Annotated in this window: 24 protein-coding genes and 1 rRNA gene; 2 read left to right on the top strand and 23 right to left on the bottom strand. The window is 69.6% G+C overall.

What is annotated here, in order from left to right; all coding sequences use genetic code 11:
• Window positions 1-53: 53 nt before the first annotated feature.
• Both Aple_RS27315 and Aple_RS27320 read right to left on the bottom strand, forming a co-directional pair.
• Window positions 54-497 carry a DoxX family protein gene (locus tag Aple_RS27315; protein WP_155347573.1) on the bottom strand — a complete coding sequence of 148 codons (444 nt, stop codon included), beginning with the start codon at window positions 495-497 and terminating at the stop codon, window positions 54-56.
• Window positions 494-676 carry a hypothetical protein gene (locus Aple_RS27320; protein WP_155347574.1) on the bottom strand — a complete coding sequence of 61 codons (183 nt, stop codon included), beginning with the start codon at window positions 674-676 and terminating at the stop codon, window positions 494-496. Before Aple_RS27320 ends, Aple_RS27315 begins: the two co-directional genes overlap by 4 nt.
• 129 nt (window positions 677-805) lie before the next feature.
• On the opposite strand from Aple_RS27320, the gene Aple_RS27325 reads away from it, so the two are divergent.
• Window positions 806-1,456: a LuxR C-terminal-related transcriptional regulator gene (locus Aple_RS27325; protein ID WP_155347575.1), complete on the top strand. Its 651-nt coding sequence runs from the start codon at window positions 806-808 to the stop codon at window positions 1,454-1,456.
• An 8-nt stretch (window positions 1,457-1,464) separates the two neighbouring features.
• On the opposite strand, the gene Aple_RS27330 is transcribed toward Aple_RS27325, so the two are convergent.
• The 20 genes from Aple_RS27330 to Aple_RS27425 all read right to left on the bottom strand — a co-directional run bounded on the left by Aple_RS27330 (window position 1,465) and on the right by Aple_RS27425 (window position 24,221).
• A complete protein-coding gene (locus tag Aple_RS27330) occupies window positions 1,465-2,712 on the bottom strand; it encodes a glutamate-5-semialdehyde dehydrogenase (RefSeq protein WP_155347576.1) in 1,248 nt (415 codons plus the stop codon).
• A gap of 15 nt (window positions 2,713-2,727) precedes the next feature.
• Window positions 2,728-3,816 (bottom strand): glutamate 5-kinase, encoded by a 1,089-nt coding sequence (gene proB, locus Aple_RS27335; RefSeq protein WP_218038528.1) that lies wholly within the window; start codon window positions 3,814-3,816, stop codon window positions 2,728-2,730.
• Between the two features lie 43 nt (window positions 3,817-3,859).
• A complete protein-coding gene (obgE, locus tag Aple_RS27340; RefSeq protein ID WP_155347578.1) occupies window positions 3,860-5,209 on the bottom strand; it encodes a GTPase ObgE in 1,350 nt (449 codons plus the stop codon).
• Window positions 5,210-5,285: 76 nt separating this feature from the next.
• On the bottom strand, window positions 5,286-5,543 hold the full coding sequence (gene rpmA, locus Aple_RS27345; protein WP_155347579.1) for a 50S ribosomal protein L27: 258 nt from the start codon (window positions 5,541-5,543) through the stop codon (window positions 5,286-5,288).
• 6 nt (window positions 5,544-5,549) lie between these two features.
• The gene (rplU, locus tag Aple_RS27350) at window positions 5,550-5,864 is read right to left on the bottom strand and encodes a 50S ribosomal protein L21 (protein ID WP_155347580.1); all 315 of its coding nucleotides are present in this window, start codon (window positions 5,862-5,864) and stop codon (window positions 5,550-5,552) included.
• Window positions 5,865-6,163: 299 nt separating this feature from the next.
• Window positions 6,164-8,992 carry an Rne/Rng family ribonuclease gene (locus tag Aple_RS27355; protein WP_155347581.1) on the bottom strand — a complete coding sequence of 943 codons (2,829 nt, stop codon included), beginning with the start codon at window positions 8,990-8,992 and terminating at the stop codon, window positions 6,164-6,166.
• A gap of 103 nt (window positions 8,993-9,095) precedes the next feature.
• Window positions 9,096-9,812, bottom strand: coding sequence for a TIGR03936 family radical SAM-associated protein (locus Aple_RS27360; protein WP_246264807.1), 717 nt, complete (start codon window positions 9,810-9,812; stop codon window positions 9,096-9,098).
• 159 nt (window positions 9,813-9,971) lie between these two features.
• Window positions 9,972-11,882: a TIGR03960 family B12-binding radical SAM protein gene (locus Aple_RS27365; RefSeq protein WP_155347583.1), complete on the bottom strand. Its 1,911-nt coding sequence runs from the start codon at window positions 11,880-11,882 to the stop codon at window positions 9,972-9,974.
• 19 nt (window positions 11,883-11,901) lie between these two features.
• A complete protein-coding gene (locus Aple_RS27370; RefSeq protein ID WP_155347584.1) occupies window positions 11,902-12,786 on the bottom strand; it encodes a phosphotransferase family protein in 885 nt (294 codons plus the stop codon).
• Window positions 12,783-14,195: an NsdA family TPR-like regulatory protein gene (locus Aple_RS27375; RefSeq protein ID WP_155347585.1), complete on the bottom strand. Its 1,413-nt coding sequence runs from the start codon at window positions 14,193-14,195 to the stop codon at window positions 12,783-12,785. The genes Aple_RS27370 and Aple_RS27375 overlap by 4 nt, the downstream gene beginning before the upstream one ends.
• Before the next feature lie 54 nt (window positions 14,196-14,249).
• Window positions 14,250-14,495 (bottom strand): hypothetical protein, encoded by a 246-nt coding sequence (locus tag Aple_RS27380; RefSeq protein ID WP_155347586.1) that lies wholly within the window; start codon window positions 14,493-14,495, stop codon window positions 14,250-14,252.
• A gap of 140 nt (window positions 14,496-14,635) precedes the next feature.
• Window positions 14,636-15,808 carry a rod shape-determining protein RodA gene (gene rodA, locus Aple_RS27385; RefSeq protein WP_246264808.1) on the bottom strand — a complete coding sequence of 391 codons (1,173 nt, stop codon included), beginning with the start codon at window positions 15,806-15,808 and terminating at the stop codon, window positions 14,636-14,638.
• On the bottom strand, window positions 15,805-17,841 hold the full coding sequence (mrdA, locus tag Aple_RS27390) for a penicillin-binding protein 2 (RefSeq protein WP_155347604.1): 2,037 nt from the start codon (window positions 17,839-17,841) through the stop codon (window positions 15,805-15,807). The genes rodA and mrdA overlap by 4 nt, the downstream gene beginning before the upstream one ends.
• Window positions 17,842-17,846: 5 nt before the next feature.
• Entirely contained in the window at window positions 17,847-18,350 is a 504-nt protein-coding gene (mreD, locus tag Aple_RS27395) for a rod shape-determining protein MreD (protein WP_155347587.1), read from the bottom strand.
• A gap of 1 nt (window position 18,351) precedes the next feature.
• Complete coding sequence (gene mreC / locus Aple_RS27400; protein ID WP_155347588.1) at window positions 18,352-19,266, bottom strand: rod shape-determining protein MreC; 915 nt, start codon at window positions 19,264-19,266, stop codon at window positions 18,352-18,354.
• 9 nt (window positions 19,267-19,275) lie between these two features.
• Window positions 19,276-20,307 (bottom strand): rod shape-determining protein, encoded by a 1,032-nt coding sequence (locus Aple_RS27405; RefSeq protein WP_155347589.1) that lies wholly within the window; start codon window positions 20,305-20,307, stop codon window positions 19,276-19,278.
• A gap of 174 nt (window positions 20,308-20,481) precedes the next feature.
• A complete protein-coding gene (gene ndk / locus Aple_RS27410) occupies window positions 20,482-20,892 on the bottom strand; it encodes a nucleoside-diphosphate kinase (protein ID WP_155347590.1) in 411 nt (136 codons plus the stop codon).
• Between the two features lie 83 nt (window positions 20,893-20,975).
• Window positions 20,976-22,493: a hypothetical protein gene (locus Aple_RS27415; protein WP_155347591.1), complete on the bottom strand. Its 1,518-nt coding sequence runs from the start codon at window positions 22,491-22,493 to the stop codon at window positions 20,976-20,978.
• Window positions 22,494-22,504: 11 nt separating this feature from the next.
• A complete protein-coding gene (locus tag Aple_RS27420) occupies window positions 22,505-22,843 on the bottom strand; it encodes a DUF4233 domain-containing protein (RefSeq protein ID WP_155347592.1) in 339 nt (112 codons plus the stop codon).
• 55 nt (window positions 22,844-22,898) lie between these two features.
• Window positions 22,899-24,221, bottom strand: a complete 1,323-nt coding sequence (locus Aple_RS27425) for a bifunctional folylpolyglutamate synthase/dihydrofolate synthase (protein WP_155347593.1) — start codon at window positions 24,219-24,221, stop codon at window positions 22,899-22,901.
• A gap of 363 nt (window positions 24,222-24,584) precedes the next feature.
• On the opposite strand from Aple_RS27425, the gene Aple_RS27430 reads away from it, so the two are divergent.
• The gene (locus Aple_RS27430; protein WP_155347594.1) at window positions 24,585-25,814 is read left to right on the top strand and encodes a folylpolyglutamate synthase family protein; all 1,230 of its coding nucleotides are present in this window, start codon (window positions 24,585-24,587) and stop codon (window positions 25,812-25,814) included.
• Between the two features lie 89 nt (window positions 25,815-25,903).
• On the opposite strand, the gene rrf is transcribed toward Aple_RS27430, so the two are convergent.
• Window positions 25,904-26,020 (bottom strand): 5S ribosomal RNA (rrf, locus tag Aple_RS27435).
• Window positions 26,021-26,239: the final 219 nt, after the last annotated feature.

The raw sequence follows: 26,239 nt of genomic DNA on the forward strand, positions 1-26,239 counted from the left end.
AGGGTGGCCCACGTTAGTGGACCCCCCCGACAATTCGCGGGAGGCACGCCGTGTCAGACGGGTTGCGGCACGGACGGCACGGATTTGACCTCCCGGCGACGCCCGAAGAGCAGGTAGTCGAGGCTGATCCGGCCCGGTCCCGCCACCGCCAGCAGCAGCGCGACCGCGCCGAGCGCCAGCACCAGCTCGAAGCCGCCGTTGGCCAGCAGGATGCCGTGGCCGACGTGCACGAACATGAGCGCCCCCGCCATGAGCACGAACAGGGCCGCGCCCGCCAGCATGGTCAGCAGTCCCAGCACAAGCAGGATCCCGCCGCCCAGCTCGGCGACGATCGCGAACCAGGCCGAGATCCGGGGCGCCGGGATGTTCCATTCGGCGAAACCCTGCGCGGTCGCGTCCACGCCCCGCTTGTACTTGGCCCATCCGTGCGCGATGAAGATGACCCCGAGCGCGAGCCGGCCGACCAGGGCCGCGATGTCGTAGAGGGCGCGTTTCATCGGCCTTCCCTGACCGGTTCTTCGAGCAGGTGCTCCAGGCCGACGCCCGGCTCCGCGGGTAGCTTCTTCCGGCCCGACCTGCGCCAGTTCAGATGGCCGTGGCTCTCGAGCAGCAGCAACAGCCGGTCGGCCACGACCAGCACCACCGCCACGAAACCCAGCGCGATGAGAATATCCATAACAACAAGTGAAGGTGACCCCACAGAACGTCACTGGGAGCGACACGCCCCGATGCGCTAGTGACCGCCAAGTCGTTCCCAAGACCGCTGCGCCACTCTGTGATCAGAGCGTCGTCGGTTGGAGGAGAAATGAGCGGCACCATCACCGCTGTCGTGGCGGACCAGCATCCGCTGTACGCGGAGGGAATGCGTTTCGCGCTGGAGCGCGAGACCGGCATCACGGTGCTGGGGACCGCCAGTGACGCCCTCGACGCGCTCCGGCTCGCCGTCCGCCTGCATCCTGACGTGGTCCTCATCGATCTGGGCATGCTGGACGCGCTGGAATACCTCCAGCGCCGCTGCCCGGCCGTACGGGTGCTCGCGCTTGGCCAGTCCGACGGCGAGGCCGACCTGGTCACGGCGCTGCGCGCGGGCGCCCAGGGCTACCTGCTGAAGGGCACCCACCCCGGCGAGATCGCCGCCGCGGTCCGCTCGGTGGCGCTCGGCCACATGGTGTTCGGCCGCGGACTGGCCGCCAGCGTGCTGACCCGGATGACCACCAGAACCCCGAACAGCCCCTTTCCCGGCCTGACCCAACGCGAACACGAGGTCCTGGAGCGCCTCGCCGACGGCCGCTCCAACGCCGAGATCGCCCGCGAACTCCACCTGGCCCCCAAGACGGTACGCAACCACGTCAGCAACGTCCTCACGAAGCTGGAGGCGGCCAGCAGAGTGGACGCGGCCCTGCTAGCTCGCGACGCGGGCCTGGGCTCCCGCAGGCTGGTCGCAGCAGGGGTCTAAGGCTTCGGCTACGTCCTGATGTGGCCGTCGCCCGTGTAGATCCACTTGGTGGAGGTGAGTTCGGGCAGGCCCATCGGGCCCCGGGAGTGGAGCTTCTGGGTGGAGATGCCGATTTCGGCGCCGAAGCCGAACTCGCCGCCGTCGGTGAAGCGGGTGGAGGCGTTGACGGCGACGGCCGCGGAGTCGACCAGGGCGACGAAGCGGCGGGCGGCGGGCTGGGAGCGGGTGATGATGGCGTCGGTGTGCGCGGAGCCGTAGCGGCGGATGTGGGCCACGGCCTCGTCCAGGGAAGCGACCACGGCCGCGGCGATGTCGAGGGACAGGTATTCGGCGTAGAAGTCGTCTTCCGTGGCCGGAACCACGTCGGAGCTGTAGGCGGCGATGGCCGGGTCTCCGTGCACGGTGACGCCCGCGCTCTTCAGCGCGGACAGCGCCTTGGGCACGAACTCCTCGGCGATGGCGGCGTGCACGAGGAAGGTCTCGGCCGCGTTGCAGACCGACGGGCGCTGCGCCTTGGCGTTGACCAGGATCGACAGCGCCATCTCCTGGTCGGCGTCGGCGTCCACGTAGACGTGACAGGTGCCGACGCCGGTCTCGATCACCGGAACCGTGGACTCCTCCACCACGCTGTTGATCAAGGACGCCCCGCCGCGCGGGATGAGCACGTCCACCAGGCCGCGCGCCCGCATCAGCTCCTTGACCGAATCCCGGGTCAGACCGGGCACCAGCTGCACGGCCCCGGCGGGCACCTCGGTCTCCGCCAGCGCCTCCTGCATGATCCGCACCAGCACCGTGTTGGACGCGTAGGCGCTGGAGGACCCCCGCAGCAGCACCGCGTTGCCGCTCTTCAGGCAGAGCGCCGCCGCGTCCACGGTCACGTTCGGGCGACCCTCGTAGATGATCCCGATCACGCCCAGCGGCACCCGCACCTGGCGCAGCTCAAGCCCGTTGGGCAGGGTGCTCCCGCGCACCACCTCACCCACCGGATCCGGCAGATCGGCGACCTCGCGGACCGCACCCGCGATCTTCTCCACCCGGGCCACGTCCAGCCGCAGCCGGTCGATCATCGCCTCCGAGGTGCCACCCTCGCGCGCCTTGTCCACATCCTCGGCGTTCGCGGCGACGATCTCCCACGCCCTGGCCACCAGGGCGTCCGCGATGGCGCGCAGGGCGCGGTCCTTCGGGGCGCGCGGCAGCGGAGCCAGCAGCTGGGCGGCGTCCTTCGCCGCGTGGGCGACCTTCAGAAACTCACTCATCGCGGAATACCTCCGTCAAGGGACGTGCGGCTCGAGTATGACGATGTCGTCGCGGTGGATCAGCTCGCGCTCGTATTCCGGGCCGAGCGCGCTGGCCAGCTCGCGGGTGGAACGGCCGAGCAGCTCGGGGATCTCCCCGGCGTCGAAGTTGACCAGGCCCCGGGCCACCGGATGGCCGTGCGGGCCGTACAGGTCGACCGGGTCGCCGGCGGCGAAGTCGCCCTCGACCTTCAGCACCCCGGCGGGCAGCAGCGACATGCGGCGGTCCACGACGGCGGCCACCGCGCCGGTGTCCAGGTGCAGCCGTCCCCGGCCGGTGGCGGCGTGCGCCAGCCAGAGCAGGCGGGTGCCCGGATGCCGCCCGCCCGGGTGGAAGTAGGTGCCGACGTCCGCGCCGGCCAGGGCGTGCGCGGCGTGGGCTGCGGCGGTGAGCACCACCGGGACGCCCGCGCCGGTGGCGATCTTGGCGGCCTGCACCTTGGTGACCATGCCGCCCGTACCGACGCTGCCGCCGCTGCCCAGCTCGACCCCGTCCAGGTCCTCCGGGCCGCGCACGTCGGCGATCCTGGCCGAACCGGCCTTGCGCGGATCGCCGTCGTAGAGCGCGTCCACGTCGGAGAGCAGCACCATGGCGTCGGCGTGGGTCAGGTGCGCGACCAGGGCGGCGAGCCGGTCGTTGTCGCCGAACCTGATCTCGTCGGTGGCCACCGTGTCGTTCTCGTTGACCACCGGCACGATGCCGAGTTCCAGCAGCCGGGCCAGGGTGCGCTGGGCGTTGCGGTGGTGCGAGCGGCGCATCATGTCGTCGGCGGTGAGCAGGACCTGGCCGACGCGCAAGCCGTACCGCGCGAAGGAGGAGGTGTAGCGGGCGATCAGCACGCCCTGGCCGACCGAGGCGGCGGCCTGCTGGGTGGCCAGGTCCTTGGGCCTGGCCCGCAGGCCGAGCGGGCCGAGCCCGGCCGCGATCGCGCCGGAGGAGACCAGGACGACCTGCGTGCCCGACTGGCGGCGGGCGGCGAGCACGTCGACCAGGGCGTCCACCCGGTCGACATCGATCATGCCCTGCGGGGTGGTCAGCGAGGAGGACCCCACCTTGACCACCATGCGTGCCGCGTCGCGGACCCGTTCCCTGGCCACGAGACTCCCCCTACAGTCTGCTGTCGGAGCCCCGGGGGCCGCCGATGCGGGTCTGGGCGGCCTCGGAGGGCCGCCAGTCGAAGATATAGCCGTTCTCCATGGAGCCGATCACGACCTCCACGCCTACGTCGGCGCCCGCCTCGATGAGCGCCTCCTCCACGCCGAGCCGCTCCAGCCGGTCGGCCAGGTAGCCGACGGCCTCGTCGTTGGTGAAGTCGGTCTGCCGGATCCAGCGTTCCGGCTTCTCGCCGGTGAGCTGGAAGGTGGTCTCGTTGACCCGGCGCAGCGTGAACCCGGTCTCGCCGAGCTGCTTGGGCCGGATGACGAGCCGGGTGGGCTCCTCGACCGGCTTCTCGGCGCGGGCCCGCGCCACCATCTCCCCCATCGCGTACGCCAAGGGGGTGAGCCCTTCGTGCGACGCCGCGGAGATCTCGAACACCCGCAGGCCGCGCTCGGCCAGCAGCGGCTTGACCAGATCGGCGAGCTCCCGCGCGTCCGGCACGTCCACCTTGTTGAGCACGACCATGCGCGGCCGGTCCTGCAGCGAACCGTAGGCCGCCAGCTCCGCCTCGATGACCTCGAAGTCAGTGACAGGGTCACGCCCGGGATCCAGGGTCGCGCAGTCCAGCACGTGCACGATCGTGGAGCAGCGCTCGACGTGCCGCAGGAACTCGTGGCCGAGCCCCTTGCCCTGGGACGCGCCGGGAATGAGCCCGGGCACGTCGGCCACCGTGTAGATGACCTCACCCGCCGTGACCACGCCCAGGTTCGGGATCAACGTCGTGAACGGATAGTTGGCGATCTTCGGCCGGGCGGCCGACAACGCCGCGATCAGCGAGGATTTGCCCGCGTTCGGGAAGCCGACCAGCGCGACGTCCGCGACGGTCTTCAGCTCCAGGGTGATGTCGGCGACATCGCCGGGCTCGCCCAGCAGCGCGAACCCGGGCGCCTTGCGCTTGGAGGTGGCCAGCGCCGCGTTCCCGAGCCCTCCGAAACCGCCCTGCGCGGCCACATACCGGGTCCCGACGCCGATCAGATCGACCAGCACCTCCCCCGTTTCCGCATTTTTCACCACAGTGCCGTTGGGGACCGGCAGGATCACGTCCTCGCCGCGCGCGCCGTCCCGGTTCGAACCCGCGCCCTGCTTCCCGTTGCCCGCCTTGCGGTGCGGCCGGTGGTGGTATTCCAGCAACGTCGAGGTGTTGGCGTCCACCTCAAGGATCACGTTGCCGCCCGGGCCGCCGTTGCCCCCGTCGGGGCCACCCAGCGGCTTGAACTTCTCCCGATGGATGGAAGCGCAGCCGTTGCCGCCGTCACCCGCCTTGATGTGCACGATGACGTGATCGACGAAATCAGCCATAGCCTGCTTCCCCTAGAAATGAAACGAGGCGGATCGGACTCACCGACCCGCCTCGCCCTCCGGTACTGCGCGGGATTTACTCCGCGACCGGGATGATGCTCACTGCGCGGCGACCGCGCTTGCGACCGAACTGCACGTGGCCCGCGACCAGCGCGAACAGCGTGTCGTCGCCGCCGCGGCCGACGTTGTCGCCGGGGTGGTGGTGGGTGCCGCGCTGCCGGATGATGATCTCACCGGCGTTCACGAGCTGCCCGCCGAAACGCTTGACTCCGAGCCGCTGGGCGTTGGAGTCGCGGCCGTTCCGGGTGGACGAGGCGCCCTTCTTGTGTGCCATGACTCCCTACTTCCCAGGGTTGATGCCGGTGACCTTCACCTGGGTGTACCGCTGGCGGTGCCCCTGGCGCTTCTTGTAACCGGTCTTGTTCTTGTACTTGAGGATGCGGATCTTGGGACCCTTGGTCTCGCCGAGAATCTCGGCGGTCACCTGGAACTTGCCGAGCACGGCCGGGTCGGTGGTGACATCGCCGTCGTTGACGACGAGAATCGCCGGCAGCGCAAACGTGGAACCGATCTCACCAGGGACCGTGTCCACTTCGATGACGTCTCCTACGGAGACCTTCTGCTGCCTGCCGCCGCAACGAACGATCGCGTACACCGCGGAAACCCTTCTTGTCTACTGGATGCTGCGCCCCGACACCCGGTCGCTGGATACATTTGCCGGCGGACCAGGGGAGCGCGCGAAGCCAGGCACGCCACCAGGCGCACCGATTGACTAGAGTACCGGATTAACGGGACCGAGGTCGAACCGGGCGGAACACCGGAGCTAGGAAGTCTCTGAGAAGTCAGTCTAGTGCCGTAACCGATCGTGTTTGCCCTGCTTCGGGGTGACACGACGATCAAGGTCCCACCTCGGTCGGTGTGCCCCAAAGAGGGCAAACGTGGCCTGATACGGCACTAATCCATCGATCTGGACCGCCTGGAGCGTCGCCGCCCACGTGGCTGGCCCTCGTCGAAACTGTCGGTCACGCTCTCCCGGCCGTCGTCGGCGGCGACCGCCGAGCCGTCGCCACCGAGCTTGTCGGCGACGGCCTTCTCGATGGCCATCTTGCCCTGCGTGCCGCGCGGCTCCGGCTTGGCCTCGACCGGTTCGGTCGAGACGATCAGGCCGCGGCCGTGACAGCAGTCGCAGGGCGTGGAGAACGCCTCGAGCAGGCCCTGACCGACCCGCTTGCGGGTCATCTGCACCAGGCCGAGCGAGGTGACCTCGGCCACCTGGTGCTTGGTCCGGTCCCGGGCCAGGCACTCCAGCAGCCGCCGCAGCACCAGGTCGCGGTTGCTCTCCAGCACCATGTCGATGAAGTCGATGACGATGATGCCGCCGACGTCCCGCAGCCGGAGCTGGCGCACGATCTCCTCGGCCGCCTCCAGGTTGTTCCTGGTGACGGTCTCCTCCAGGTTGCCGCCGTGGCCGGTGAACTTGCCGGTGTTGACGTCGACGACGGTCATCGCCTCGGTCCTGTCGATCACCAGCGAGCCGCCGGACGGCAGCCAGACCTTGCGCTCCATCGCCTTGGAGATCTGCTCGTCCACCCGGTAGGCGGCGAACACGTCGCCGGCCTCGTCCCAGCGGGACAGCCGCTCGGCCAGGTGCGGGGCGACGTGGCTGACATAGTCCTCCACGTCCGCCCAGACCTCCTCGCCGGAGACCACCAGCGAGGCGAAGTCCTCGTTGAACACGTCCCGGACCACGCGCACGGTCAGGTCGGGCTCGCCGGACAGCAACTCCGGCGGGCTGGCCGACTTGGCCTTGCGCTGGATCGCCTCCCACTGCGCCGACAGCCGCGCCACGTCCCGGGCCAGCTCGTCCTCGGACGCGCCCTCCGCGGCGGTGCGCACGATCACGCCCGCGTTCTCCGGCATCACCTTGCGCAGGATCTGCTTGAGCCGGGTGCGCTCCTTGTCCGGGAGCTTTCGCGAGATACCGGTCATGGAGCCGTCGGGGACGTAGACCAGGTAGCGGCCCGGCAGGCTGATCTGCGAGGTCAGGCGGGCGCCCTTGTGGCCCATGGGGTCCTTGGTGACCTGCACCAGCACCGGCTGGCCCGACTTGAGCGCGGCCTCGATCCGGCGCGGCTGCCCTTCCAGGCCGGCGGTGTCGAAGTTCACCTCACCGGCGTACAGCACCGCGTTGCGGCCCTTGCCGATGTCCACGAACGCCGCCTCCATCGACGGCAGCACGTTCTGCACCTTGCCCAGATACACGTTGCCGACGTAGGACTGGCTGGCCTCGCGGTCCACGTAGTGCTCGACCAGCACGCCGTCCTCGAGCACGGCGATCTGGGTGCGGCCGCCATGCCTGCGCACCACCATGACCCGCTCGACGGCCTCGCGCCGGGCCAGGAACTCCGACTCGGTGATGATCGGCGGGCGGCGGCGGCCCATCTCGCGGCCCTCGCGGCGGCGCTGCTTCTTCGCCTCCAGGCGGGTGGAGCCGCGGAAACCCTGCACCTCGTCCGCGGAGGTGGTGGTGGACAGGGCGGTCCGCCCGGCGCGCGGCGCGCGGATCCGGACCACCGTGTTCGGCGGATCGTCGCTGATCGGCTCGGCGTCGTCGGTCCCGCGCCTGCGCCGCCTGCGGCGACGCCGGGAACCGGTCGTCTCGCCCTCCTCCTCGGCGGGCGCGGCCTGCGCGTCCTCCTCCTCGGCGGGCTCCTCCTCGCCGCTCTCGTCCTCGCCCGCCTCGTCGTTCTCGCGGGCCCGGCCCCGGCCGCGGCCGCCTCGGCGGCGACGCCGGCGGCGGGAACCGTCCTCGCCGGCCTCCTCGTCGCTCTCCTCGGCCTCTTCGGCCTCGGCGGTCACCGGCTCCGGCTCCGCCACCGGTTCGGCCGGTACGGCGGGCTTGGCCGGCGCCTGCTTCACCGGAACCTGCTTGGCCGCGAACGGGTCAGGAGCCTGGAACAGTGGCTGGAAGACGGCGGCGGGCGGCTGGAAGGTCACCGACGGCACATCGGCCTGCCGGGCGGCCGACAGCCCGAATGGGTCGGCCACGACCCGCGCCTGCGGGGACAGATCCTCGTCCAGGTCCTCCCCGGCGGGCTCGTCGTCCAGCGGCTCCTCGGCGGGCATGGCCAGCAGCATCGCGGCGGCCACCTGGGCCTCGGCGGCGCTCATCGCGCTGGATCGTTCCCCACGATGATCTCCGTCGTCGTCCTTCTTCCGGGTACGGCGACGCTTCACCGGGGCTTCGGCCGCCGCCTCGACGACCGCGTCGATCTCAGCCTCGACGACAGCCTCCTCGACCGAAGTCACGGGCTCCTCGACGGGCTCGGCCTTCTTGCGAGTCCTGGTACGGCGGGCCGGCTTGACCGGCTCCTCCGCCGAGACAGCCACATCGGCCACGGCGGCTTCCTGCGTCTCAGCGGCCTCGGCTACATCGGCGGCCTTCGTCCGGCGGCGGGTGACGCGCTTCGGCTTCTCGGCGACCTCGGCCGTCGTTCCCGATGCCATCGTTTCTGCCGATGCCGTCGTTTCCGCCGGTTCGGCCGCCGCACGCCTGCTCGTCCGCGTGCGCTTGGGCTTCTCGGCGACAGCCGTACCCACGGCAGGGCCGGCCAGCGCCTGGGCGGCGGCGGCCTGGATCGCCGGAGCCGTCGGGATGTCGTCCGGCTCGGGCGGAGGCCCGGCGGGGCGGCTGGCGCGACGGCGCACGGTCTTGGTCTCGTTGGTGTTCTGTTCTGTTGTCTCTGTTGTCGTATCGCCGACAGTGGGCTCGTTGTCGAGCATGCGGGCGCTCTCCCGTCAGCTCCCGGGCGCGTTTCCGCGCCGCGCGGGAGCATTCGTCTCTCGCGGTCCGCCTGGCCTCCTCACGGGGCCGCGGCGGCAAGTCCTATAGGTGGTCACCAACCCGGTCGGCTTCGAGCGGGTCGGCGGGCTCACCGGTGATCGCGTCGAGCGGCCCCTGCGCCAGCCGGGTCACCGCGGGGGGTGACGGCGGCGCGAGGCCTGCCACGAGACGCAATCCCATGAGCACGTCATCGGGCCGGACGGCAGGAGTTTCGTGCCGAACGACCATGCGAAGTATGACACACGACTGAATCGGCTCCTGACCTGCCGTTCCATCCGCGTTCTCCGCCACGGTGAGGGTCTGGACCGCCTGACGTGCGTCGAACGCACGCAAGCCTTTCTTGGTCAGGCGCTCCACGTCCACACGCGCGGCGGCCAGAAACGTCGTCACCGCCGATGCGGCCTCGGCCGGGTCCACCCCGGTCAGCCGCACCTCCCACATCGACCCCTCCAGCCGGTCGGCCAGGCTCTCCGCGCGGGCCTCGACAACGTCGAGCACGTCCAGGCCCGGCGGAAGCGAGGCGTCCAGGTCGGCGCGCAGCCGGAGCGGATCGCACGCGCGGCTCACCCCGATCTCCAGGTATTCGGCCTCGCTCGCCACCCCGGTCGGGGCGGCTCCGGCGTAAGAGATCTTCGGATGTGGACTGAACCCCGCGCTGTACGCCACCGGGATACCCGCCCGCCGGACCGCTCGTTCGAGCGCGCGGGAGATGTCGCGGTGGCTGGTGAAGCGCAGCCGTCCACGCTTGGCGTAACGCACACGAAGGCGCTGCACCACAGGCGCGGGCGGGGGCCCATCGGGAACGGGTTTCAGTGCTCCGTCGTCCTTCCGGTCTCGTCAATCCCTGTTATTGATGTTGAATCGATACTCTTCGAGTCAGAAATTCTTCTCTCAGCATATGCCGCTCTCACGCGTCGTTCACACGACGGTCAGCGGCAGCAACTTCCGCCCCGTGGGCCCGATCTGAATCTCGGTCCCCATGGTGGGGCAGACGCCGCAGTCGTAACACGGTGTCCAGCGGCAGTCCTCGACCTCGACGTCGTTGACGGCGTCCTGCCAGTCCTGCCAGAGCCATTCCCGGTCGAGGCCGGCGTCGAGGTGGTCCCAGGGGAGCACCTCGTGCTCCTCGCGCTCCCGGATGGTGAACCAGTCCACGTCCACCCCGACCTCGGCGGCCGACTTCATCCAGCGTTCGTAGGAGAAATGCTCGCTCCAGCCGTCGAACCGCCCGCCGTCCGCCCACACGGCCTTGATCACCGCGCCGACTCGCCGGTCCCCCCGGGAGAGCAGGCCCTCCACGATGGACGGCTTGCCGTCGTGGTAGCGGAATCCGATGGCCTTGCCATACTGCTTGTCGTTGCGCAGGCTGTTGCGGAGTTCGCGGAGCCGCCGGTCCACCGTCTCGTGGTCGCACTGGGCGGCCCACTGGAACGGGGTGTGCGGCTTGGGCACGAAACCGCCGATGGAGACCGTGCAGCGGATGTCCCGCGAACCGGTGGCCTCGCGACCGGCCTTGATGACCTTCTTGGCCAGGTCGGCGATGCCGAGGACGTCGATGTCCTCCTCGGTGGGCAGGCCGCACATGAAATACAGCTTCACCTGCCGCCACCCCTGCGTGTAGGCGGTGGTGACGGTGCGGATCAGATCCTCCTCGGTGACCATCTTGTTGATCACCTTGCGCATGCGCTCGGAACCGCCTTCGGGCGCGAAGGTCAGGCCGGAGCGGCGGCCGTTGCGGGAGAACTCGTTGGCCAGGTCGATGTTGAACGCGTCGACCCGGGTGGACGGCAGCGACAGCGACGTGTTGGTGCCCTCGTAGCGGTCGGCGAGGCCCTTGGCCACCTCGGCGATCTCGGAGTGGTCGGCGCTGGACAGCGACAGCAGGCCGACCTCGTTGAAGCCGGACTCCTTGATGCCGTTGGCCACCATGTCGCCGATCACCGTGATCGACCGCTCCCGGACCGGGCGGGTGATCATGCCCGCCTGGCAGAACCGGCAGCCCCGGGTGCAGCCGCGGAAGATCTCCACGCTGAACCGCTCGTGCACGGTCTCGGCCAGCGGCACCAGCGGCTTCTTCGGATACGGCCACTCGTCCAGGTCCATCACGGTGTGCTTGAACACCCGGGAGGGAACCCCCGGACGGTTGGGCACGACCCGCTTGATCCGGCCGTCCGGCAGATACTCCACGTCGTAGAACTTGGGCACGTAGACGCCGCCGGTCTCGGCCAGCCGCAGCAGCACCCCGTCCCGGCCGCCCGGCTCGCCCTCGTTCTTCCACTCGCGGATCACCTCGGAGATGGCGATCGCGATCTGCTCGCCGTCGCCGAGCACGGCGGCGTCGAGGAAGTCGGCGATCGGCTCCGGGTTGAACGCGGCGTGCCCACCGGCCAGCACGATCGGATCGTCGTCGGTCCGATCGACCGCGTGCAGCGGGATCCCCGCCAGGTCGAGCGCGGTCAGCAGGTTGGTGTAGCCGAGTTCGGTGGAGAAGGACACCCCGAGCAGGTCGAAGGCGCGCACCGGCCGGTGCGCGTCCACGGTGAACTGGGGCACGCCCTCGGCGCGCATCAGCGCCTCCAGGTCGGGCCACACCGCGTAGGTGCGCTCGGCCATGGTGTCCGGGAGCTCGTTGAGGATCTCGTACAGAATCTGCACGCCCTGGTTGGGCAGGCCCACCTCATACGCGTCCGGATACATCAGCGCCCACCGGACCGTGGCCTCGTCCCAATCCTTGACGGTCGAGTTCAGCTCACCCCCCACATACTGGATCGGCTTCTGCACTTTGGGCAGCAGCGGTTCCAGGCGGGGGAACAAGGACTCGACAGACATGCTCCCAAGGGTATCCGCTTCAGAAGGCGTGCCAGGTACGGTCGTCACCGGCCCGTAGCGAAGCGAGCCGGAACCGTAACTCCGCCCGCGACCCCGGATCCCGGTGCGCGTTCCTGAGCACGGCCGTCAGCGTCTGCAGTTCCCGGGTGTCCCGCAGCACCCCATACCCGGACCAGTTCCTGGCGTCGTACCCGTACGCCTCGACGAACCCGTCCCGTTCCGCCTCGGTCAGCCCGAACCTGGCCCCCACCAGCGTGGGCACCAGGTCGATCTCTCGAGGCCCGGCGCTCACCGAATCCCAGTCGCACAGCAGCAGTCCCTCAGGTGTACGGAGCAGGTTGCCCCGGTGCGCGTCACCGTGCACCAGCCCGTACGGCAGAGCGAACTCCAGCCGCTCGTAGTAGGCGTCGGAGAGCGCCGAGCACCGTTCGGTCAGCCACTCGCGCTCCTCCTCGTCGATGGCCCGGCTGGCCGCGATGGCCCGCCGGATCGTGCCGAAAGGATCGAAGGTCGGCAAGTCGAACGGCACCGGCGGCAGCGCGTGCAGCCGCCGGAGCATCAAGCCGAGCGGCGCCGGGTCCGGAGGCGGCCCGGCGTGCTCCTCGTAGTGCCAGAACGTGGCCAGCGCGCCGTCGACGGCCAGCGGCTGCTTGACGTCCAGCGGCATGGTGGCCGGGAAGCCCTGCTCCACCAGCCAGCGGGTGACCTTGAGCGAGACGACCAGGCGGTCGTACTTGCCGAGGGCGTTGGCGTCGGAAAGCCGTACCACCACCGACTCGCGGGGCAGCAGGTAGACGATGTTGGCGAAGCTGCGCAGCAGGCGCGCGCCCGCCGGGTCCAGACCGGCGGCATGGCAGGCTTGCGCGAGCGTCGCGGGAACTCCGGCGACGGTGGGAGCGGTCATGTGTTCAGCGCCCTCGCCGGGGTTTCGAAACTCAGGTCACGGGTCTGCGCCAGGCCGACCGAGCAGAAGCCCTCGATCTGGCGGGCCATCCGGTCCGACACCAGCGATCTGCTGGCCGCCAGGGTGGCGCCCAGGCTGTCGATCCTGCGTTCAGGCGGCAGTTCCAGTAACGGCGCGACCGCCTGTTCCGCACCCTCCTGGTCGTCCTCCAGCACGTAGGCGATGGCCAGGTGGGCGCGGGCCATCGCCTCGCAGCCGTAGGAGCGGTTCTCCCGCTCGTCGGCGGAGTAGAGCGCGATGGCGGCCCTGGCCTCCTCGATCGCCCGGGGCGCCTGGCCCAGATGCAGGTGGGTCACGGCCGCGTAGTAGTGCTCCTTGGCGGGCCGGAAGGCGAACTCCCCGGCGATCTCGTCGTGCAGTTCGTCAGGGCCGCCGGACGCCCGGGCCTGCGAAGCTCGGTGAAGTTCGTCCCTGGCTTCGGCGGCGCGGCCCAGCATCGCGCAGGCCCGGGCCCTGAGCATGTGCAGCCTGGCCCCGCCGCTGCCGGTGGACAGGTGGGTGAGGGCGTCGCCGGCGTATCTGGCCGCGTCCTCGTAACGGCGGTCCCACAGCGCGACCGAGGCCTGCATGCCGCGGGCCCAGCCCATCAGCGAGGGATGCCCGGAGATCCGGCCGTACGTCCAGGAGGCCCTGGCCAGCGTGTCGGCGGGCACCCGGCGGCCCATGTCCATGCTGGCGTTGGCCATCAGCCCGCAGAGCGCGCCGGTCAGGAAGTACAGCTCGCCCGCCTGGGTCGGGTGGATGCGGCGTTCCAGCGCCTTTCTGGTCTGTTCCTGGAGGGCGCGCATCTCGACGAAGAGCGGGAGCGGCGTCTCCCACACATACCTGCGGCCCACCCAGATCACCTGGGTGCGCAGGCGTTCCAGCGCGCCGGAGCCGAGTTCGCTGGTCTCGGCCTCCTCGGCATGCTCGCTGGCCTCGGCGGCGGCGTCCGCGATCGGGTCGCCCGCGCCCGCCTGGGCCCGGCGGGCCTCCTCCGGCGTGTAGTCGCGGGCGAAGCCCAGCTGGACCGGGCCGGTCTCGAACAGGCGGCAGAGCAGGTCGGTGTACTCGCGGTCCGGCCGCGCGCCCGCCTCCCACTCCCGCCAGGAGCGCTCGGACAGGCCACGACGCTTGATCTGGGAACGGTCGCACATCTCGTGGAACCGCTCTATCGCCTCCTCCACCGTCCAGCCGTTGGCCAGCCGCATGCACTTCAACCGGGAGGTCTGGGGGGAGCTGAGGTGGATCTCCTCGGCGATCTGATGGATGACGGCGGTCGACGGCGCCTCGCCCAGGGCCGCGAGCGTGCGGTCCCGGATGGCGCCGGCGAACTGGATGGCCGAACGGTCACGGGCGGAATGGGTCATTGACTCTCCAAGAGGGGGCGATACCACGCTAGCCCGGCACTCGTTACGAAAAGGTCACCGTGCGCACTGCGAGTCGCTCTCCGCGTGGAACGGGCCCACCGTGCCGCCGTTGCGCAGCTGGGCGAGGAAGAGCTGCCCGCACAGGCTGCTCGCCGTCTGGGCGAACCACACCGTGGGCGGGTTCCCGGCCGCGGCCGCCGCCCATCGGCCGCCGCCGTACACGATCCGGTAGTCGGGAAATGCCTTTCGGAGCAGGTCCAAAGCGCGCCCGCGCTCCTGCGCCTCGTCGTCCGGAGTCACCGTTCCTCCGTCTTCGGGGGATCTTCGGGGATGGCGTCCTGCGTTCATCTGTCATCGCACATTCAAGGTACGTTCCCAGATTGTTCGCTTGACGAAAGTCGCGCCAGTGAGAGCGCACCGCAGGATCCTGCGGGCGGCTCTCACCCCGCGAAGCTTCGCTCCTTGATGTGGATGGCCTGCAGTAACCCGATCCCGATCATGTTGGCGAACGTGGCCGTCCCGCCGTACGAGACGAAAGGCAGGGGCAATCCCGTAATCGGCATGATGCCGATTGTCATCCCAACGTTAATGAACATCTGGAACGCGAACCAGCAGACGATGCCGCTCGCGACCAGCGCGCTGAACCGGTCCTCGCAGTACCGCGCGATCCGCAGCCCGCGCAGCAGCACCACGCCGAGCAGCGCGATCACGGTGACCGCGCCCAGGAACCCGAACTCCTCCCCCGCCACGGTGAAGATGAAGTCGGTGTGCTGCTCCGGCACGAACCGGCCGGTGGTCTGGCCGCCGTGGAACAGGCCCTTGCCGAAAATCTCGCCGGAGCCGATCGCGATCAGCGCCTGGGTGCTGTTGTAGCCGACCCCGCGCGGGTCGCTGGCCGGGTTGAGAAACGCGGTGAACCGCGCCACCTGGTACGGCTGGAGCAGCCCGAACGACCACACCAGCCCGCCCCCGAGCACCGCGGCCCCCGCCACCACGCCGATCCAGCGTTTCCGCACCCCCGCGAAGATCAGCACACCGGCGGTGATCACCGAAAGCACCATCGTGGTGCCCAGGTCGGGCTGGAGCATCACCAGCGCCATCGTCAGCCCCGACGCGGACAGCGCCAGCACGAGATCCAGCGTCCTGGGCCGGTCGGTGCCCTCCGCGGGTTCGGCCAGCAGCATGCCCAGCAGCAGCACCAGCGCCGGTTTGGCCAGCTCGGACGGCTGCATGGCGAAGCCGCCGCCGAGCATGATCCAGGAGTGCGAGCCGTTCACCGTGGTGCCCACCGGGGTCACCACCAGGATCAGCGCGAGCATGGCGATCAGGTAAGCGACCGGCGCGTACGCCCGCAGCCGGTGCGGCTCCACCATCGCCACCGCGCTGAGCAGGACGGCGCCGATGCCCAGGTTGAGCACATGTTTCTTGACCAGGCCGGTCGGCTCCACCGACATCCAGGTCCTGGTGGAGGACCAGACCAGCAGGGTGCCGAGCACGCAGAGCGCGCCCACCGCCATCAGCAGCACCCCGTCCATCCGGCGCACCGCGGAGCCCTCGCCGACCGCGCGGCTGGCCAGCGACCTGCGCCGAGGTACCGCCGAGGCGGGGATCACCGGTTCACCGTGCCATCGGGCTTGATCACCGGCAGACGCTTGGCGGGTTCGGTGAGGGCGGCGGGCGCGTGGTCCTTGCCGAAACCGAACATGCCCTCATAGATCTCGCGGACCGCCGGGGCGGCGGCCGAACCGCCCATGCCGCCCTGGGAGACCATGACGACGGTCACGAAGCGGGGTTTGGCCGTGGGGGCGAACGAGGCGAACCAGGCGGTGTCGGCTTTGCCGTACACCTCGGCGGTGCCGGTCTTGCCGCCGATGCTGACCAGGTTCATCGGCCAGCCGCCGAACGCCCCGGCCGCGGTGCCGTCGGAGGGCACCTGGCTGAGCGCGTTCTTGATGTAGGCGCGGGTGGTCTCGTCGATCGGCAGCTTGCCGATCACCGGCGGCACGATCTCCTTGACCTTGGTGCCGTCCGGCCGGACCAGCGCCCAGGCGATCCGCGGGCTGCGCACCTTCCCGTCCCCGACCAGCGCCGCGTACGCGTTGGCGAGTTGCAGCGGCGTCACCAGCACGTCGCCCTGCCCGATCGAGAAGTTCGCCGCGTCACCCGCCCGCCACTGGAAGCCCTCCAGGCAGTTCTCGTACGCCAGCCGCTTCAGGAACGCCGCCCTGTTCCCGTCCTTGACCTCCGGATACCCCTTCTTGGCGCGGATGCAGTTCGTCGCCCGGGTGGCCGCCCACAGGTTCTTCTTCCAGTACCGGTCCGGAATACGCCCCGCTGACTCCCCCGGAATGTCGATCCCGGTCAGCTTCCCGAACCCGTACGCCCGGGACATCGCCGCCATCGGGTCCTTGGGCTTGGGCTTGGGCTTCATGCCGCCGTCGCGCAGCCACATCTCGTACGCCGCCCGATAGAAGATCGTGTCGCACGACTTCACCAGCGCCGTGTGCAGGTTCATCGGCCCGAGCCCGATCCCCCGGAAGTTGTGGAACGGCCGGCTGCCGACCATGAACGCGCCCGGGCAGTCGTAGGTGCCGTTCAGCGGATACCCGTCCTTGACCATCGCCGACACCGAGGTGACCTTGAACGTCGAGCCGGGCGCGAACGTGCCCTTGATCGCGCGGGACACCAGCGGACGGCCGGACTTGTCCGACAGCAGCCGCTGGTATTCGTTCTCGGAGATCCCGCCGATCCACACCGACGGGTCGTAGGTGGGCATGCTGGCCATCGCGATCACCCGCCCGGTCCGCACGTCCAGCACCACCCCGGCCGCGCCGTCCGCCTGCGGCGACCGCTTCATCGCCCCTTCCAGCGCCTTCTCCACGATGGCCTGCACCTTCGCGTCGATGCTGGTGATCAGGGTGTCCCCGGTGATCGGCGCGACCTGCTGCTCCACGCCGATGACCTTGCCCATGCGGTCCACCTGGACCCGGCGCAGGCCCGACTTGCCGCGCAGCGCCTGGTCGTAGACCTCTTCGAGCCCGTCCCGCCCGACCAGGTCGACACCCGAATAGCTGGCCTTGAGCCCTTGCCGGCGCTCCAGCTCCTGCTGCGTCACGGGCTGCAGATATCCGAGCACCTGCGCCGCGTGTGTCTTGCCGGGATAGTCGCGCACCGCCTGGACTTCGGCCGTCACCCCGGGAAAGTCCTCCTGGCGCTCCAGGATCTGCAGTGCCTCCGGGGTCGTCACCGCGTCGTCCACCGGAATCGGCTGGTATCGCGAGCCCGTCCAGCACGGCCGCGCCACCCCGGGTCCGCACGAGCGGATCCGCTCCCGCAACGACTCCGGGGTCGACCCGAGCACGGCCGCCAGCTTCTTCAGCACCGCGTCGCCCGCGTCCGGCATACGATCCAGGCGGGTGCGATCGATCGACACGACCAGACCGGTGCGGTTGCGCACCAGCGGCCGCCCCGTCGAATCCAGGATCTGCCCCCGGATGGCCGGCACCACCACATCCCTGGTCCGCGTCTCGGTCGCCACCGCCACGAACTCCGGCCCGCGCACCACCTGGACCTGCCACAGCCGGACGGAGAGAACCGCCAGCAACGACAGCACCAGCACGTGCAACACCACGAAACGGGTCCGCATCCGGTTCACGGCCGTCTCCTCCCCATGATCAGGACGTCCCTGGACCGGGCCGGCCGGAACAGCGCGCGCACCGCCCAGACCACGATCGGCGCGGCGAGCAGGTTGCACAGCGCCGTGCCCGGCCAGATCGCCACGAAAGTCGACCAGTCCACGCCCGGATCGCCCAGCAACGACCCCACCCCGACCGCCAGCGCCGGCGCGCCGACCGCGCACGCGGCCACCGCCAGCATCGGCACCCTGGCTGCCCACCGCCCGGCCAGGTAACCGGTCAGGCACATCACCAGCGCGTACTGCCCCAGGACGTGGTCGGTGGGCGGGGTGAGGTCGGCGGCGAGCCCGGCCAGGAACCCGATGACGGCGCCCGCGGTCTCGCCGCGCAGCGTGGCGAGCGCGATCACCACCAGCAGCACCAGATCGGGTGTCACCGAGAAACCCATCCGGTTGATCACGGTCATCTGCACGACCAGCGCGGCGAAGATCAGCGCGGCGGTGCCCAGGTTCCGCGCCATGTCAGACGCTCGGGACGGGTTTGAGCGGCTTCGGATCCGGCCGCCCGCCCGGCAGGACCGAGTCACGCGGCGGCCGAGCCGGCGCCTTCACCACCACGCCGACCACGTCCAGCGAGGTCAGATCGGCGAACGGCCGCGCATACGCGGTGCGGGTGAGCTCGCCGGGGGTCGCCTCCACCCGCTCGATCACCCCGATCGGAACGCCCGCCACATACGGCGTGCCCCGCATGGACCCGAAACTGACGATGCGGTGCCCGACGGTGAGCGGCGCGGAGGAGTCCAGCAGCCGGAACCGCAGGAACCGCCCGGCGCTGCCGTTCTCGCCCAGGCCGTTGACCACGCCGAGCTCGTTGCCGCCCTCCAGCCGCGCCCCCGCCGAGGAGGCCGGATCCGACAGCAGCACGACGGTCGCGGTGTGCTCCTCGGCCCGCACCACCCGGCCGACCAGGCCGTCGGCGTTGAGCACGGTCATCTCGGCGCGGATGCCGTCCCTGGCGCCCGCGTCGATCTCCACCGCGTCCTCGAACCCGGGCGCGGACCTGCGCGCGATCACCTGCGCCGGCAGGACCCGGTAACCGCCCCGGCCGGCCAGGCCGAGCATGCCGTTCAGCTGCGCCGACCGCTGCCGGTCCAGCCGCTGCGCGGTCAGCTCGCCGCGCAGCCTGCCGTTCTCGGCGGACAGTTCCGCGATCTTCCGCTGCGCGCCGGACGCGCCCGCCAGCGCCCGGAAGAACGAGCCGACGGGCTCGGTGACCGAGGCCGCGGCCTGTTCCGCGGCCCCGAACGCACCGGCGGCGACCCCACGGATCGGCCCGAGCACCGGGCTGTCACCGCTGCGGTGATCGAGCGTGATCAGCAGCAGCGCCGTCGCCAGCAGCGAGCCCACCACGATCCGCGTCCGCCGTGTGTCCTTCATCGCCGTGCCTCAGTGCCTCGGTTCGGGGACCAGAACCTGCTGGAGCGCGTCGAAGTCCTCCACGCACCGGCCGGTGCCGAGCGCGACCGAGTCGAGCGCGTTGTCGACCAGATGCACCGGCATGCCGGTCTCGTCGCGGAGGCGTTCCTCCATGCCGCGCAGCAGCGAACCGCCGCCGGTCAGCGCGATGCCCCGGTCCATCAGGTCGCCGGACAGCTCCGGCGGGCACTTGTCCAGGGTCGACTTGACCGCGTCGACGATCGCGTTGAGCGGCTCATCGATCGCGGCGCGGATCTCGTCGGCGGACACCACGATCGTCTTCGGCAGGCCGCTGACCAGGTCACGGCCGCGGATCTCGGCCTGGCCCTGCTCCGGCATCACGCACGCGGCGCCGATCGCGATCTTGACTTCTTCCGCGGTCCGCTCGCCGAGCATCAGCGAATGTTCCTTCTTCGCGTGCGCGATGATCGCGTGATCGAGCTCGTCGCCGCCGACCCGGATGGACTGGCTGGTCACGATGCCGCCCATCGAGATGATCGCGACCTCGGTGGTGCCGCCGCCGATGTCCACGACCATGTTGCCGGTCGGCTCGTGCACCGGCAGGCCCGCCCCGATGGCCGCGGCCATCGGTTCCTCGACGATGTAGACGCGGCGGGCGCCGGCCTGGTAGCCGGCTTCCTTGACCGCGCGCTGCTCGACGCCGGTGATCCCGCTGGGCACGGCGACGATGATGCGCGGTTTGGCGAAGTGACGGCGTTTGTGAATCCGCTGGATGAAATAGCGCAACATGCGCTCAGTGACGTCGAAGTCGGCGATCACACCGTCCTTCAGTGGGCGGACCGCCACGATGTTCCCTGGCGTACGGCCGATCATGCGCTTGGCCTCGATGCCAACGGCGACGATCTTGCCCGAGGTGGTGTTGATGGCCACTACCGACGGCTCATTGAGCACGATGCCACGCCCGCGCACATAGACCAGCGTGTTGGCCGTGCCGAGATCGACCGCCATGTCACGGCCGAGAAACGCAAGCTTGCTGCCCATGGGAAGGAGGCCTCCCTTCAGGTGGTCCGCAGGTGATAACGCATCGCATTCGAATCGTAACGTGTCGTACCCATGGCCGAGCACGCCGACCCTCAGAATCTTCACGTTTATCCACATCTACCTGCGGAAACACGAAAAGCCCCGGGTTTCCCGGGGCTTTCGCGGGTGCGGCGCCTAGAAACGGTCGGGGAAGAAGATCTTGATCTCCCGGGCGGACGATTCGGTCGAGTCGGAACCGTGCACGACGTTCTCGCCGATCTCCAGGGCGTGGTCGCCGCGGATGGTGCCGGGAGCCGACTTCACCGGGTCGGTGAGGCCCGCCAGCGCCCGGAACGCCTCGACGGCGCGCGGGCCCTCGACGACCATGGCCACCAGCGGCGCGGAGGTGATGAACTCCACCAGCTCCCCGAAGAACGGGCGCTCGGAGTGCTCGGCGTAGTGCGCCTTGGCGGTGTCGGCGTCCAGCGTGCGCAGCTCCATCGCCACGATCTTGAGGCCCTTACGCTCGATGCGGCCGATGACATCGCCGACGAGGCCACGACGGACACCGTCCGGCTTGATCAGGACAAGCGTACGCTCGGACACGGGTTTCTCCTTTGATGCGATCCGCGTGCGCAGGAACGGCCGCGGAAGGAAGACTCGGGGCGCGCACGCGCGCAAGCCGCAGTTTACCGGTCGGCTCCGGCGTCATCGCTCCTGTCCTCTGGAGAGGGCGTGGGCGCCGGAACCACCGGCGGCTCCGGCTCCCCCGCTTCCGGCTCCTCCGGCCGTACGGCCAGCGCGGACCGGCGGGCCAGAAAGGACGCGAGCAGCAGCACCAGAACGAGAACGAACCCACCGATGAGCGCCCACAGGTGCAAAGCTCCCACGAACGCGTCCACCATGGTCTGACGGGTGGCGTCCTCCGCCTCGCTGACCGCGCGCAGCCGGGTCACCTGGATGCCGGTGCCGACGAGGAAACCGGCCAGGACCGCCGGGAAGAGCAGGGACAGGCCGAACAGGGCGGCCACCTGCCCCGCCAGGCGCAGGGCGCTCACCAGAGCGACCGCGGCCCCGGTCGCGAGCAGAACGAACGGGACCAGCAGTATCGATCCGCCCATGGTGGGCACCAGCAGTCGCACCGCGCACAGGCCGACCACCACCGTCACCAGCCCGGCGGCCGCCAACCGAGCCGCCATCTCCTCGTTCACGCGCATCGCCGCGTGCGCGGCCAGCAGCGCGACGACGGCCGCCACCCCGAACGGCGCCCACATGCCCGTCAGCCCGGGTCCACCCAGACCGCCGAGTTCCACATACGTCATCTGCGCGGCGGTCGGCAGCACAACCAGCCCGACCCCGACATTGGTGAACGCCAGCACCCGGCCACCAGGACCGTCGAAGGTCGCCACCGAGCCCAGACCGAGCATCGCGACCACGGCGACCGACGCGACCGCGATCACCATCAGCGGCGGCCAGTCGAACGTCGTCCCCACCGCGAGCAGCGCGATCCCCGCCGACGGCACCGCCGCCATGACCAGCCGCGTCCGCTCAGTGGCCGACAGCCGCGGTCCACCGGGGCTCTTCTTGTCGCTCACCAGCCACAGCACCAGGAAAACGGCGGCCAGCGCGAGCGCGATCCCGGTCAGCAACGGGTACGGCTGGAGCGTGACCTGCCAGGAGGAAACCGCGTCCAGTGGCCACAGCGCCAGCGCCTGAGCGGTCAGCAGGCTCACCGCCAGCGCACCGGCCCACACCGGGAGCAGGATTCGCCGGGACGGGCGCTCCATCGCCGCCACCAGCGTCGCCGGGACCAGCAGGCCCGCACCCATGCCATGCAGCACCCGCAGCACGCCCACCGTCACCGGGCCGTCCGCGAAACCACCCCCTGCGTCGGCCAGGGCCAGCACGGTCAGACCGGCGACCAGCACGGGAGCGGCGCGGAACCGGCGCACCGCCAGCGCGGCGGCCGGGACCGTGAGCAGCATGGCGGGCAGGGCCAAGCCGTGGGCGCGAATCATCGCGATCTGCGACACGTCCGGCGGCAGCAGCGCCGCGACGACGGAGATCGTGTTCGGAATCGCCAAGATCGCCAGCGGCAGGGTGGCCACGATCAGGAGGGCCACCAGGATGTCGACCACGATGGCCACCGCAGGCGCTCGGACGACGTCCAGCGGGGGGTGCAGCGGCTGAATTGGAGGGACGGCCATGGTGGCCGACTTTAGCGCTTCGTCGCTCCCTCGACACGGCGAGCGACGAATATCGCCGTTATCCATAGCGCCGCGAAGATTGCCCCGAGGAAGAACATCGTGCTGACCAGGAAACCTGTCGCGATCGCCAGAATCTGCAGCAGAGTGCCCGCGATGAAGGCGGCCGGGTATCTGAGCAGGCCCGCGACGATTACGCAGAGGACCGCCATCCCGATGCCGATCGTGGCCGCGAGGCTGGGCTCCACATTCTGGATGGTGATCGCGACCGGGGTGGCCAGGGCGACGACGATCGCTTCCATGCCGAGAACGGTGGCGCCCAGGCGGCGCATGCCGGGGGTGACATCGAACATGATTACCCGACCTTCAAGAGGACCCTGGCATCACCGGCGGTGACGTCGAACATGATTACCCGACCTTCAAGAGAAGCCTGGCGTCGCCGGCGGTGACGACGGAACCGGTGATGAGCACTCCGGCCCCGAACTCGTCGCCCTCGTCGGCGAGGCTGATCGCGAGGTCGATCGCGTCGTCCAGGCGGGGGGCCAGATGAACACGGTCCTGGCCGAAGACGCTCTCCGCGCGTTGCGCCAGCTCCTCGGGGTCCATCGATCGGGGCGAGGAGTTCTTGGAAATCACGATCTCTTCGACGATGGGTTCCAGGAGTTCGAGGATCGTGTCGACGTCCTTGTCGGCCATGACGGCCACCACGGCTATCAGCCGGGTGAAGCCGAATGATTCCGTGATCGCGTCCGCCGAGGCCTCCATGCCGCCGGGGTTGTGCGCGGCGTCGATGATGACGGTCGGGCCTCTGCGGACCACCTCCAGGCGGCCTGGGCTGGTCACCTGGGCGAAGGCTTGCCGTACCAGGTCGTCGGCGAGCGGATCATCGCCTGCTGTCAGGGCTTCCACCGCCGCCAGGGCGGTTACGGCATTGCTCGCCTGATGTGCTCCGTAGAGGGGGAGGAAGACCTCCTCGTAGGAGCCCTTGAGTCCCTTGAGGTGGATGAGCTGGCCGCCCATGGCCAGTTCGCGGTGGAGCACGCCGAATTCCAGCCCTTCGCGCGCCACGGTCGCCCCGACCTCGGCCGACCGCCGCAGCAGCACCTCGGCGGCGCTGATCACCTGCTGCTCCAGCACGGCCGTCGCGCCCGGCTTGATGATGCCCGCTTTCTCCGTCGCGATCGTTTCCACGTCGGGACCGAGGTAGTCGGTGTGGTCCAGTGAGATGGAGGTGATGACGGCCACAGTCCCGGTCGCGACATTGGTCGCGTCCCACGTGCCGCCCATGCCCGTCTCGATGACGGCCACGTCCACGGGGGCATCGGCGAAGGCGGCGAATGCCATCGCTGTGAGCACTTCGAAGAAGCTCAGCCGCCCGTATTTCTGGTCCACGATCCCGAAGTGCGGCTCCAGTTCGTGGAACAGCTCGATGAACCGGTCCTCGTCCAGGGGGACACCGTCCACGCAGATGCGATCGCGCATGGACGCGAACTCGGGACTGGTGTAGCGCCCGACCCGGAGGTTCCGTTCCCGCAGCAGCGCCTCGACCATCCTAGCCGTGCTCGACTTACCGTTGGTGCCGGCGATGTGGATCACAGGAAACGCCGCCTGGGGCTGGCCCAGAAGGTCGACCAGGCCGGCCATGCGATCCAGGGTCGGGTCGATGTCCCATTCGACACCGCGCGCACGGATCGCGGCCTCTACTGCGTGGATGTCCTGCGCTGCTGTCACCGAGCCAGTTTAATGCCGCCCCAACCGGGGTCCCCCGCGGCCAGGCATCCCAACGGTGTCGGGTGATTGAGGCTGCTGTCGCTTGATTGAGACGGTTGTCGCTTGGTCGAGACGGTTATCGTTTATCACCGGCCTGCTCGTGGCGTCCCCGCGCGTACGTCGCGCGGCTGCCGGCCGACCTGGACGAGGTCGCCCCCCGCGCACGACGCACGCGGCTGCCGGCTGCCCTGGACGGGGTCCCTGCGGCTCCCCGCGCGTACGTCGCGCGACTACTGGCCGACCTGGACGAGGTCGCCCCCGCGGCTTCCCCGCGCGCACGACGCACGCGGAGGTCGTCGCTGATAGACCGCGTAGACTCGCGCGGTGAGCTCTGACAGCGCCTTCTTCGCGGACTGGCGGTCGCGTCCCGACGCCTCACGTCGAAGCCTGGAGCGAGCCCGGCAGCTGCTCCGCCTGATCGGGCTTTCCGGTGCCAGCGTGCCCGTTCTCACGGTAGTCGGCTCGAAAGGAAAGGGCACGGCGGCGACCTACGCGTCCGCCTTCCTCGCCGCGTCGGGTGCCCGTGTCGTCACGGTCACCAGTCCCGGCCTCCGGTCCAACCGGGAACGGATCAGGCTGGATGGAGCCGCGATCTCCGCCGCGGAGCTCACCTCACTCGGGGATCGAATCGCTCGCGGCCTTCAGCGGCTGCCCGGCCGGGACCGCCTCCCTGGTCATCTGGCCCCCGCGGGATTGTTCACTATCGCCGGTGTGCTGTTCGCGGAGCAGGTCGAAGCCGATTACCTCGTGCTGGAAGCAGGAATGGGCGGCGGGTCGGATGAGGTGTCAATCTTTCCCGCATTGGTGGTGGCGATCGCGCAGATCTTCGCCGAGCATGTGGGCGTGCTCGGCGACACACCCGTGGAAATCGCCCGGGAGAAGGCATCCGTCGTCTCCAGCCAGACCGAGGCAGTCCTGTCGCTCCCTCAGGAGCCCCCCGTACAGGAAGCCATCGAGATGGTCGTGCGGCAGAAGGCAAACCTGAAACTCGACATCCTCGACGCGGATGCCCTTCCGGCGGAGTTGCTGCCCCCCTCGTACGGCAGATGGAATGCCGAACTCGGCTGCGCGGCGGCGAGCACGACGGTGTCGCTCCTGGGCAGGAATTCCCCGGCTCCGAGGGATCTCCATCGGGTGCTCGAATCCGTACGACTGCCGGGCCGGCTTTCCCATCATGTCGTCCCGGACAGCGAAACAGAGGTCTATGTTGACTCAGCCATCAGCCGGGCGGGAATCGCCACGGCTCTGATGATGGCTCACCAGCGCTGGGACACCATCGACCACGTCCTCCTGTGCCTGCCCGACCACAAGGACGTGGACGGAGCCATCACCGAACTCGCCGACTATCCGGTCACATTTGTACGGCTCGCCGACGCGCACTTCAGTTTCACCAAGGCCCTCCCCGACAAGTGGCCGGTCGTTGACGAGAAAGAGATCACTCCGACGTTCTTGAGCGGGTTGGGCAAACGTGTGCTCAGCCTGGGAACGGTGTTCTTCTCCGGCATGCTGCTGAACGTCTTGAACGCTCCGACGGAACGGCTCTTCGTTCCTTGACAGGGACTCGGGTGATTTCCTCGGGGTGGCTTCTGGGCCGAAAAAACGAAGGGCCCCAGCCGTTTGGCTGGGGCCCTTCGATAAAGATTGTCCGGCGGCGTCCTACTCTCCCACACCGTCCCCGGTGCAGTACCATCGGCGCTGGAGGGCTTAACTTCCGGGTTCGGAATGTAACCGGGTGTTTCCCCACCGCTAAAACCGCCGAAACACTATGAAACAAACAACACAGCACACGCCGGTTGTTGTCTCAGAATCACATAGTGGACGCGAGCAAAAACCTCACTACAGAAAGTCCGCGCAGTCTCTAAAGGCACAACACCTCCAAGACGCAGCACAACCACCGCAGCAAAAACTGCTTCATGGTCAAGTCCTCGGCCTATTAGTACCGGTCAGCTCCACACGTTACCGCGCTTCCACACCCGGCC

The organism is Acrocarpospora pleiomorpha (assembly GCF_009687885.1).
In the GTDB taxonomy this organism is placed as follows: Bacteria; Actinomycetota; Actinomycetes; order Streptosporangiales; family Streptosporangiaceae; genus Acrocarpospora; species Acrocarpospora pleiomorpha.